General features: G+C 40.5%; 8 protein-coding genes. All 8 read right to left on the bottom strand.

The window, feature by feature from the left end:
• Positions 1 to 11: 11 nt before the first annotated feature.
• The 8 genes from H1S01_RS07225 to H1S01_RS07190 all read right to left on the bottom strand — a co-directional run bounded on the left by H1S01_RS07225 (position 12) and on the right by H1S01_RS07190 (position 11447).
• Positions 12 to 200, bottom strand: a complete 189-nt coding sequence (locus tag H1S01_RS07225) for a hypothetical protein (protein WP_188039418.1) — start codon at positions 198 to 200, stop codon at positions 12 to 14.
• Between the two features lie 96 nt (positions 201 to 296).
• Positions 297 to 1313 carry a U32 family peptidase gene (locus H1S01_RS07220; protein ID WP_188039417.1) on the bottom strand — a complete coding sequence of 339 codons (1017 nt, stop codon included), beginning with the start codon at positions 1311 to 1313 and terminating at the stop codon, positions 297 to 299.
• Positions 1314 to 1316: 3 nt separating this feature from the next.
• Positions 1317 to 2486 carry an FkbM family methyltransferase gene (locus H1S01_RS07215; protein WP_188039416.1) on the bottom strand — a complete coding sequence of 390 codons (1170 nt, stop codon included), beginning with the start codon at positions 2484 to 2486 and terminating at the stop codon, positions 1317 to 1319.
• 698 nt (positions 2487 to 3184) lie between these two features.
• Positions 3185 to 4111, bottom strand: coding sequence for a hypothetical protein (locus H1S01_RS07210; RefSeq protein WP_188039415.1), 927 nt, complete (start codon positions 4109 to 4111; stop codon positions 3185 to 3187).
• Between the two features lie 743 nt (positions 4112 to 4854).
• Positions 4855 to 6747: a TnsD family Tn7-like transposition protein gene (locus H1S01_RS07205; RefSeq protein WP_188039414.1), complete on the bottom strand. Its 1893-nt coding sequence runs from the start codon at positions 6745 to 6747 to the stop codon at positions 4855 to 4857.
• A 12-nt stretch (positions 6748 to 6759) separates the two neighbouring features.
• Complete coding sequence (locus tag H1S01_RS07200; protein WP_243237129.1) at positions 6760 to 8433, bottom strand: ATP-binding protein; 1674 nt, start codon at positions 8431 to 8433, stop codon at positions 6760 to 6762.
• Positions 8417 to 10603 carry a Mu transposase C-terminal domain-containing protein gene (locus H1S01_RS07195; RefSeq protein WP_188039413.1) on the bottom strand — a complete coding sequence of 729 codons (2187 nt, stop codon included), beginning with the start codon at positions 10601 to 10603 and terminating at the stop codon, positions 8417 to 8419. Before H1S01_RS07195 ends, H1S01_RS07200 begins: the two co-directional genes overlap by 17 nt.
• Complete coding sequence (locus H1S01_RS07190) at positions 10590 to 11447, bottom strand: TnsA endonuclease N-terminal domain-containing protein (protein WP_188039412.1); 858 nt, start codon at positions 11445 to 11447, stop codon at positions 10590 to 10592. Before H1S01_RS07190 ends, H1S01_RS07195 begins: the two co-directional genes overlap by 14 nt.
• Positions 11448 to 11631: the final 184 nt, after the last annotated feature.

Raw genomic sequence — 11631 nt, 5'->3', positions numbered from 1 at the left:
GGTGCTTAGTTCTACCAGTTGGAGTGATTATCTGTATGAAATGCTCCCATACCATTACGTAAAGAATGCTTATTTTTCTCAATAAACTTCAAGAAATCCTTAACAGCGTCTCTATCAACTGCGGATTCTTTCACACCGGGAAAGGTCGCCTTCGGCTCGACGGTTAATGTTTCCTTCTCAATCATTGAGGTCATACTCATTTGACCCATCCCCTTACTATAATTTTCATCAAATACCATTTTATTTCGCCACAAAACCATTGTCAACCTCAATACTTTAAACAATGCAATCTCAGCTTACGCATCAGTTGGTTTTACAGTCCCCTCTTTGACGGCGCGAAGAAAATATTGATTCACTAATGGGATCCACCTTTTGGATTTATCTTGAAACAACTCTTGTATCAGTCCATCAAAGGCTTGCTCATCTATAACGGGCAAAGTGGATTTTTCTGATGAGTTTTCAACATCCATCAACTCAGCAACATTGCCCTCAAAAACCCCCTGTAAGTAGGCTTGTGCAACCCTTACTAAATAATCTCGCCGTTGACCACGACCAGTAAGTTTGAAATTGGAAATCCCCAGGTCTTCATAGAAAGAGATATCTGCAGGTCGAATAAAGCTTGCACTAGCTAGCCATTGGGCAGGATGCTTTCTTCGTTCTTCTGCACATCGTTGATGGAACGTTCTATCGTCTAATCCATCACTGAGCGTTTGATAGTGGTTTTTCATCCATGGACACTGATATATACAACCATCTGTCACCATAATTTCTAAAGCGATGTCCTGCTGCTTACAGAAACGGACGATCTGAATGAGCGCTACAGGTTCTTTGGGCAGATCATGTTGAGCAACTACAATTTTCGGATGGTATGCGAGATAGGGCTGTAATTCTTCCAGACTTTTCACCCGTGAAATGGTGGAGAGATGTATTTCCCAGTCAGGATACAGCTCTCTTACAAGAGTGAGCGTTTTTTCTGTCGAACAGACGACAGCGTCGGGTTGTAATTGATCATGAATAATTTTGATTTGCTTCTTTCGCTCTTCATCATCAACCGTCCCATAGCTTGGCTCCAGTCCGTTGAGCAGGTATTTGAACTTACGGTCGCGATGATGAATATGGTCAACTATTTTTTTGGCCTCTTTTAATCCTGGGTGATCCCCTTTTTGCTTTCTTCCATGAGTAAATCCTTCCAAATCTAAGCATCCATAAAAATATGAGATCCTGCGCTTCGCTGTTTCATATTCAAGGATTTTATCGACAAAGGACACGTCCCATTTTAAAGGGATGGAGTACAGTGAGGGCAGACGCTTCATTCGTCATCTTCTCCTACTCTTTGGGATGGCATAACAGACCCATTCATAGCCTTCATTTTCATGAACTCCAAGATAGAAGGTGTACTGGTCGGTGAGGCTGGAAATATACAAGGGTACTTTCCATAGATGATCATCTCTATGATAAACACATACACTTAAGATAGGTAAATCCCGCTTGATGATGTCACTTGCACCTTGCAAAGCGCTCAGTTCAGATCCTTCAACGTCCATTTTAATAAATGTACAAACCTCATCTTCAAAGATTTGATCTAAAGTGATCGCCTTGACCTGTTCCTTCGCAAAAGGGTTGATATTTGACTTAGGCGATCCTAAGCTGACAAAAGGAACCGCTTTCCCTTCATCTGCAACAGCAAAAGGGAAAGCATGGATTCGTTCATCATTGAATTCTTCAATTACCTTCTGTAACCGAGAGTAATTGTAACGGTCAGGCTCAAAGGCAATGTATTTCTTAAACGATTCATTCATCTCTTTAAAGGTTCGCAAGGTATCTCCATCATAGGCTCCGCAATCGACGAAGACCTCATTCGGTATAGCGCAGAACAGGTGTACTGGAAAGTAGGCTGTTCCCTCTTTTTGGGGAAGACATTCATAATCCAGCCACAAGCGCCAGCGTAGTTGGGCTACGAATGCCTGCTTTGAATACTCATCTTCCCAGAGTTCGAAGGCTTTGAGAATCAAAGCGGATTCATCGATGAGCTTATGAGGGAGGTCCCAAAAGAGCAAAGGAAAAAAGAGATTGGGATATTTCCAATAGAGCATTGGAAAGGGCACGATCTTCGCACACCCAAACTTGCGAAGTTCTGATTTGATGGATAAAAAGCCTCGATTGGCGCCATGCTCCCACTTCGTAACAAGGTATATCGGTTGATGACCGAAATATCTTACGGCCTCTTGGGGAGAAAACACAGATAGTCCATCGATCGTCGTTGCACAGCGTTTGGGATAATCATCGATAAATCCAAGCGGTTCAATGCCAACCTTACGAAGACCAGCGAGAGTGGCTTTACTAAGTTCATCTGTGCCAAAAAGAACAATCGAGGACTCGCCTTCAGAAAACCGTTCGAATGCTGACCTTTCTCTTTGCACAACCGACTCATAACTTTCCGAAAGCAAGGTTTTCAGTTCTTCCAATGGGTATTCAAATGTTTTCAAAGAAGGATCACCTCGTTCGTTATCATTAAAAACTCAACCTTCGCACACCGAAAAACCCATTCGAGCCTTGAAGGAACAATTCGAGCGACTGAGTTACAGGCATTTCTTTCACGAGTTTCATCACATAGGCCTCAAACAATAAGATAAATCCACCGCCCGGGCGACTCCAAGGCACAGTGACCTGATGAACTTTACTGCATCGGTGGCATTTTATCCGAGGTACACGCGCATGAATAAATGTTTGTGCTGAAAGAAATTCAGATGTCTCCAAGATCGCTCCTTCGTATCATGGACTTAGCAGTCAACTTCAGCACAAGTCGCGCAAGTGAATTCACTACCCGGTTGAAAGTCAATCGTTATATGTAATGCTTGAGACTCAGCATTAAACTGGGTATCGACGACGTACCACGGTGGGGTGAAGCGGAGGGCTAATTGAAATAAATCTGTATTATTCATATTTCCATTGTATCATTTCTACATTTGCCAACCCACACAAAATAGCAAGGAACCGAAATTCTGAAGGGATGATTTTTTATAGATAAGAGAGGAACAGCGAACTGTAAAAGGCACAGAATGTACAAGTAGTATCTATAACCGATCGGTCAGAGATTCACGAATTGGTATGTGGACAAAGACTAAAAATATCTTCAGCTTTTAGTAGCTCAAAGCAACTAACCCAAACTTTATTTGAAACCGACTTAACTATCGGTAGAAGCGGATCCTTTCGCCGCAGATATCTCGGGAACCCAGCTATAGTAGTCTGAAACATAACTATCGTCAGTCCAACCTTTAAATAAATACAGCACTCTTATACTTGCGTTGTAAAACGCTTTGGTGAAAATCGGAATATCGTGCTTTTTTACTCTTATAAAATCCGTGTCTTTATCCGATATTTTTACATACACATTTTCATATGGTATCTTTAGACCAATTATATTCATTATCCGTGTAATAAATAGGTTATTACCGTAATATATACCGTCAATAGTCCATAGTGTTTCCTTAACTGGGGGAGGGTTAATATCGAAAGGAATACCTACCTCTAATTCTTGTTTAAAATTATGTGGGTTTTTAAATATAGCTCTCCTATACATTTTATTGCATACTGAGTTGAAAAAATTCTCATTAATTGGTTCAGATAATATCCAAGCTATATGTGAATACAATCCAGTTGTACCTGTTTTCAATGATAATCTATCTAATTCAAGTAACATTTGATCATCTTCGTATTTAACGTTCCTAACCAGTATATTTAAACCACCGGGGTGAAGCATATAGTCTAATAAAATTCTATGTAACCCTATGTACGCTCGTATAATCTCATAGCAAGGTATAAAGAGTTTTATATCTTGGTATGTAATAGTCCAAAATACCTCTTTGTCAATTAGCTCGCTTAAAGGTTCTTTTCGAATTTGATTTGGCAATTCTCTTCCTAAGCAGAAATCGCCATTAACATTTTTATCAAAGTAGATTTTTAATATGTAACTTTGGGCTTGAGGCCAACCGTCAATATATTGACCACCAATTCTTAACAAGGGCAAGTGACTTAGTGGATAATCTATACTTTTAAGTAATCCATTGTGGAAAAATGTGGCCGAAACAGTCCAACCTTCACTTGGGTCCAATCGAGGTGAGTTTACCCATAACAATTCAATTCTCTGAGATGCTGGGAACGGCCAATTTTCAAGTCGTATTATTGGTTTATTCTTAAATATTATAATCACTCTCTGTCTAGAAAACTTTCAGAAGGCGAATTTCTGGTGCATCTTCGAATATTTGATAAGAGACGTCTTTTGTTTAGAAATAGTGGAATAACCGATTGGGCATAGTCTGAATGATTCAGACATTTGTTTTCTCTAGCGATATCCCTTTCATTGACAGGCAGCAGCGAAAATCTAATATTTTAAATGTTATAAGTCAATAAATTCTCTTATTTCTCCCTAATACGACTGCCTTTTGGCTAATCCCTTGTAGCTTTTCCGCTGTCAATCATATTGGCACTATATTACATAGAACACCACCTGATTTATATTAAAATTGGGTTTTATGAGAGCCTCAACTCAAGGGGTGACGAAGTTAGACAGAAGAACAAAAGACCACGCATGAATTTAAAGCAATTCCCTTACTTCGACATAAAGAGCAAAAAAATTTTTCGGTCTCTAGAATTATTTAGTGCCCTATTGTAAAAAGCTTAAAAATTGGATGGAAGTATTCTGGGATCAACATGTGCCAGATTAATGCTAACAGGTAATTTAGCAAAGATGCGGGAATGAGTATGTCGTAATTTTCGAATTCTTCTCTACTAAAAGATCACGGATTAGTCTTAGAGGAGCCATAGTTGCCCTTCTGCCAACAAAAGCTTATCTATCTAATCTTTATTGTTACATACCCATTGTTTAATCTCATTTAACACTGCTTTATCCACATTCGTCTTTAATCCAGCAATCCTTTTGATTTTCCATTCTTCTACTTTGTTGTTCTTACATCGCAGGATACTAACCGCCCAACGAACTCTTCGAATTTGAAATTCAACAATTGATTCTGTTACGTCTTGAAGTGCTCTCATGGTGCGAGGCAAGTTTTCCTGATGTTTTTCCAGTAACGCTAACGTACCAGTTATCTTTCCAATCCGGCTTTTTGTAATCCGCTGTGGCTTAGTAGAGGAGTTGAGTAATTCCTTTGTCGCAGATTTAACCTTTTCTAAAATCTCTGTATCCCGCGCAGTCCAGTCAATACGTTCGATTGGCAACCCACTCTTTTTGACGATCGGCGAATTTTCATTCAACCATAACCGATCATTTCTGTAGAGCCATGCATAGGTTTTCGGACTATGCTGGCGCATTCCCGTCTTTGTTAGGTTTGGATTCTCTTGATATATTTTTCGCCATGTGTCCCGATACCTCTCCCGTAAGGGTTCAAGCGATTTAATGATATCAATTTTTTCTCTTGAAACATTCGCTGATTCATGAAGCCACCTTACCTTTAATTCCAACTTACTCGCTTGATGAATCACCGTTTTAGTGTCTACCCCCATGTATCGTGCCGTTTCTTTCAGATCAAAATCTGTTTCCTCTATTAGCGCACGAAGTCGTTCTTCCCAAACTTGTCCAAAAGCTTTAATTCTTCCGAAGCGAAAACGATCTTTTTTTGTCTGATCAGGTCCTCGTCGGGAGTAAACGAATCCACAACAACACCGAAAGGTCCCTATCGGTTTACCTGTGTTCGAGCAACGTGAAATGATAACTTCTCCAATCGTCGACCGAAACCGGTGATTCGCCACCGGATTCAAGCAAGGCCAACTTTTTTGACCAAACGGAGCATAACTTTTTTCACAGGAAAGGAATGTTTCGGCTTCACCTGTCAAAAAACGCATCATCAAAAGGTGCCGAATGGGGTGGATTGCTTTTTTCGGCATTCGCGTCATTCCCTTTAACCAATCCCATTGACTTGTGACCGAAACATCAGTCCCCAGTAAACAAAGAAGTTCTCGCCCGTAATATTGAATAAACTCATTCGCAAGTGCTTCTTGCCGCACATGTCCCTTTGGGGTAACCAATCCTCGCTCACTTAAATGGGCCAAATAGTTTTCTTGTAGCCAGTTTAACTCTAAGTCTTCATATCGTTGATTGAGCAACCACTGCGCATCTACTGCAAGTCCTAGTAAATGTTCCCTTTGTGAATGAGTAAAATCACTTGGAACAATCGAAGGCATGCAGTTTTCAAGCGATGCGGTGATGTACTGATGACGATTAAATGATTGTTTTATAACTGTGCTATTTATCAAGGACAACCCATGTATTGCGCAAACTAGAACACCTGGCAATTGATGTGCTCGATGCCAGAAGAGTTCTCCATACATCTCCTGTTCCTTTAATGCACATTCTTTACAATAGCGTAAGTAGCTAGGAACAGGAATATTGCTGGCCATAATTCCCCCAGTATAATGAATACCTTTGCCGTCAGCGTCTATCATATCCGCTCGAATTTTCTTTGCAGTCAATGGTTCCAAAAAAGCCGAGTAAAAAGGGTATAAGGTATGATTATCCACAAGATCGTCAGCTGTATAGTGCAATCCTTGAGGCATATTCTCAATGAGTGCACCAAGATGACTCGGTAAATCCACAACTGCAATTGCGCTATCGGAGTCAAACAGTTCTTGAACTGTCATTTTTGGACCAAGATTCCCTGAGCGAACATGGTATCTCGCAAAAACGCTGTACAATAATTCATCAGGATATGGGTGTGGAAAGGATACCAGCACAATTACTCCTGCCTAAACAATCAACTTATCTACGGCCGACTTGATCCATCCGCTTTCTTTCAATGCTTCATAAGCCGACTGATATTTTTTCTTCCCTTGATTCACGATATCGACTAATAGAATTGGTTCAGTTGTATTTCTTTGTTCTGTCCTCGGTTTAGTTTTTGCTTTTGGCATCACAACCGTTTTTTCTGTGACGCTCATATCGAGGGCCAATCGTGCAGCTCGTTGAATCACTTCACTTACGGATTCCGTCTCTTTTTTAACAGCTATCGCTTTTTCAGCGGCTATTTGTGCCCTACTCGGATCGATTTGAAGTTGTAAAAGCGCCAGAGCGACTTGCTCCAATATGCTTTCTGACTTTCGTTGTCGCTGTTCCGCCTCTTTTAGTTTGTACTGACGGATTTTTTCTTTTATGTTGATAGAAGGTTGAAAACGTTGATGATACTCCTCCAGATTAATGGGGCGGATATCATCAAAATTTGATATCTCTAATATATTACCCGTTCTTAGCGCCTGTAACATCGGCTTCACTAATTGAAGGTTTTCCTTAGCTACCTGGTGAATCGTTGCGGCATTGATATATTCTTTGCCTGTACTGATAGCCTGCCACTGGGCCATCATATAAATCTTTATGGCGATATCAATAATTCCTTGACTTTCTTCATATAGGGCTTCTTTCAGTTCTTCTGTAAGTAGTATTTCTTCTTGGGTCCACTGATAATGCCACATTCCTTCAATCAGTAAATCCCAATTATCATCTCTCTCCATTCGTTTCCACTCAGAATTCCCATAACCACTACTTCGACGTGCTTGGCGAAATTCATGACTGAGAACAGACAATGCCTTCGGCGTCCCCACAAGAATCACTGGAATACCGATAGTATTGATTAAGGTTACGAAGAAATTTAGCATCTTGTCTGCACCCCCGCTTTTCGCTAAGCTCAGGTGCTGTATTTCATCAATGATCAGTGCCCCAACACAGTGAAGGTTGGCCACATGGCTCATCTTAGCTAGCATCGTATCAACAGACAATCGGCTTGAGGCAAACTTCTTGTAATAATTTGTGCCTAACAACCGATCTACTTCCATAAAAAAGTTAATACATAAGCCCTTTAAGGAGCCATCAAATGGACAATCCAGTTTTACCCAAACTAATTGATATAAGTTCAATGGTGTCTCATGAACAATAATCTGTGGGTAAAGGCTGAGAATCCGTTCTAAAGCCGTCGTCTTCCCAATTCCAGAGACGCCAATCAACGAAAAGCTAGATGCACCCGAACGAACATTGGGTGCATTTTTATATGGTTCCGAGTATACATCTCTTGAGTTGTTCTGCTGTAGTCTTATCGTATACTCTTTAGAACGTGGATTCCTTCCGATATAACCCTGGCGAATGAGGCAAGCTACCTGTCTCTCAAGTATCAAGTGATGCTCCATCGGTTGAAAATAACGCTGAAGTCGATTCACACAGTGGTATCGGTACTGTGGGGATAGATATCGTTCTGCTGCCTCAATTTGAGGATAGCTAATGAGTGCTTCTACCGCCTCTTCTTCAGATAATATCGGCGGTAGTGCTTCAATAAGCGGATTCCCCTGGTAGTCTGGAATCATCTGCTCTACATAATTTGCATTCACTGCTCGACCTAGACCCACGTTATAGGAACGTTCATTCTTCATTTCCATGCATTCTTTCCTTTTGCTTTCTCTTTAGCAGGTCAATAGACCTTGTAGGTGAACTTATTATTGTTGAGCGATCATTTTTAATAGGCACAATTTCTGCTGATTTAATGCTATCTTCTAAACTATCTTTGTCTAATTCAAAGGCTTCCATTTCTCGCTGACGTTCTCGTTCTTCTTGTCGATGCTGTCGTATTCCTTTAATCTTAGCTGCCTTGCTTTGAAAGGGTTCCTTCGTGCGAGACGTCATCTCTTCTGCTTCTGAAACGATTTTTTCCATATGGCTCATCAAATCAATGTTATCCTGAACTTCCTGAGACTTCATTTTTTTCAGATTAATCTTTTCGTATTCTAACAAGTATAAAATTTCATCAAATGTTTTATCTTTATAGCGCTCTTGACTATCCAGTAAATGGCATTTCTCGAATTCTCGACCATTTTCTTCACGGAGGTAGATATAATTCATATTTCGTGGATCGTATGAAATTTGGGCTTTCCAGGTACCTTTGGCACGGGCTCTTTCAAACCAACATTCTTTGACAGCTCGTTGACAACTATAATGCATTTTCTCAAAACGGATGCCTCGATGCGTAACTGTCGCTACAGTAGTTGGCATAAGATTAAGCTTTACTAATTCTTCTGGGAATGAGCGTAACTTTCCCGTGCGATTTGTAATACCCCAATTCCATAGTTCCAATGCATTTGGAAAGACGTCATCCCCAATCATCATTTCATCCCGGTCATAGTTTAGGAGACTATGTTTATTGTTATGGTGCAATGCACAGTGAATAATAATCTGAGTAAACTGATATAAATCTAGTTTCGCGTCAAGTCGGTAATCTCGACCACCACGCTGTAAAAAATCCTTCTGTACATAACCGGGTAAAAACGGTTTCACTCGAGCGTGGATGGTTCGAAAATGACGTTCAACGATACCTTTCCAATCTGCTCTGTATGGAGCCGTGTTTTCGATACGTATATTGAATGCATTACTTAATGTTTCGATGGTCTTGCCAATCAGTTCTCCACGATCGGCCAGGAGCGCTTCCGGTAAAAAAGAACAAGGCCATAGATGATGATCAATCGTTATATCATATTCTTTACAAAATTTAGTTTTATCAGAAGCCGTATTTGTCAATGCCATCATGGCTCCTGCCCATGATGGACCTTCCAGCCCAACATAAAGGCCTGCAACCATTCGGCTAAACACATCAATAATCGCATAGATAACCGGTCTACCGATAATCCAATTTCGGTTATATCGCGAAACTAAATACACATCAGCAACAGTCGCATCAATCTGATATTTGGAACCAGGTCCTATTACCTCTTGATCCGATCTTCCCGTTAATGACCGATGATCTTTGAGATAATTTTTGACCCCTTTTCGAGCGATAATCATCTCTTGAATATTAAATTCTTTTTCATACCAATATCTAAACTGTCCCAAAGTAGGTAGCTCTTCTTCTGGGATAAGTATTGTTTTCTTTACCCCATTTTCAACATAATAGTCTTCTGCAAAAAACTCCTTCAGCATCATCTGATAAGCCGTGTTAACCGAATTTTCTTTCTTATTTAGCAAATACTTTTTGGCAGCGGTACGAAAGATACGCTTTACAGCGTCGTCAACGTTTATCCCTTCATTACCCTGACTCTCATGTTTACGTGGCCGACCCAATTTCTTACCTGAAAGGACCCGAGTTTTTCCCTTACCTCCAGATTTCTCGTAATCCGGCAAAAGGGCATTCTTGTTTTTTCCCCGTTGCCAATACTTTCGTAGATACTTGTAGATGTATCGCTTGGTCACCTTATATTCATCCATGATTTGTTGAATGAGAGGTCCTCTCGATTCACGCTTATAGATGGCTGGCTCATTTGCTTCCGTCACAATAGACTCAATGATCTCCCATGCCCTATCTCGCAAATGAATACTTTTTGCAGATAACTTCGTCTCATCCACGAATCGCAACCACGGATCATCTGTGGTGATCTTAGCATCACCGTTTTCTAAAGACTTATGAATTTCACTGACAACGCAAACTCGCGGTAAGGCGTCTTCCGTATAGATCTCGATAGTAAACGCAATTATACTTTCCGGTTCAATCCAAAGTATCCTTTCCGTTACGGTTGTCCCATCAACACCGATAAATTGAATCAGACAGTTAACGGACAGCATGTCTTTTCACCTTCTTTGAAGCCAATGAAAGACTAGAGGATAGGGAAAACTCTTTAATATTCAAATGCGGCGTTATCTTCTGTTCGGCAAAGTCTGTCCGAATCTGTTTACGCGCTAGGAGATGCTTGAATAATGCCAAATAAGTTCCACTTTCCATACGGTATTCTTGATCTAATTGACCCACTAGCGATTGCACAGTCCCATTGTGTCTCAGGATAGATTGGACTAAATTTGCAAGTAACCTCTTCTCTTCATCGGCTTCCAATTCAATGACGCCATCGAGCCAAAAGGCCGGATGGATCCACTCAACATTACTTGCCAACACATTATTGATATCGAGCTCCGTGATGATTGCCCAATCTATGTTTTGCTCTTGCCAATAGGTTCGTTCAATTTCTAGCTTTTTAAGGGTTCTGGGTTTCTCTAATTCGGTAGAAGGTTTAACTGCGCGAGCTAGATACTCCGTCTTTCCTTGGTTGGTAATCTTAATAAAAAAGTCTGTTGTCTGTACAAGGGGAGTTTTATTTGCTCTGTCTTCCGGATGCGAAATTTTTTTTCTCTCTGCAATAGCCACCGTCTTATCACGATTTAAGGGATATTGCTCTTGAATATCGACCACATTGTCAGCCCACTGTAATGTATAGAAAAACTTTTTCTCTAGATCCGATAATAAGTGATGAAGTCGTTCTGTTTTCCAACCCTTAATTCGAGTCACACGACCCGTCGACGGCACATCTTGGACAGTGAGCCAAGGTTTGTATTCCTTTCCTTCACCTTGACCACGGCCTTGTTTGTAATATCGCTCAATCTTACCTTCGTCCCAATTTAAACTACCTTTCGACATAAAGAAACCACCCTTCTGGTATCACCTTTAATATACCAAGACAGGGTGGTTTAGTATACGACTTTTAAACCGAGTATACGACTTTATCTTTTAGTATATGACTTTATTTCGAAGTATACGACTTGATTTTCAAACTACACCATGAACAGAATTCCGATCTCCGTGATCACAATCGCTTTGAAAA

Origin of the sequence: Heliobacterium chlorum (genome assembly GCF_014502795.1) — a bacterium.
Classification (GTDB): domain Bacteria; phylum Bacillota; class Desulfitobacteriia; order Heliobacteriales; family Heliobacteriaceae; genus Heliobacterium; species Heliobacterium chlorum.
The sequence above is the reverse complement of the archived record's forward strand: the minus strand, read 5'-3'. Positions and strand labels throughout refer to the sequence as shown.

Coding starts and splice junctions, on each gene's coding strand:
- H1S01_RS07225 (WP_188039418.1), bottom strand. CDS start 200: ATGAGTATGACCTCAATGATTGAGAAGGAAACATTAACCGTCGAGCCG.
- H1S01_RS07220 (WP_188039417.1), bottom strand. CDS start 1,313: ATGAAGCGTCTGCCCTCACTGTACTCCATCCCTTTAAAATGGGACGTG.
- H1S01_RS07200 (WP_243237129.1), bottom strand. CDS start 8,433: ATGGAAATGAAGAATGAACGTTCCTATAACGTGGGTCTAGGTCGAGCA.
- H1S01_RS07195 (WP_188039413.1), bottom strand. CDS start 10,603: ATGCTGTCCGTTAACTGTCTGATTCAATTTATCGGTGTTGATGGGACA.
- H1S01_RS07190 (WP_188039412.1), bottom strand. CDS start 11,447: ATGTCGAAAGGTAGTTTAAATTGGGACGAAGGTAAGATTGAGCGATAT.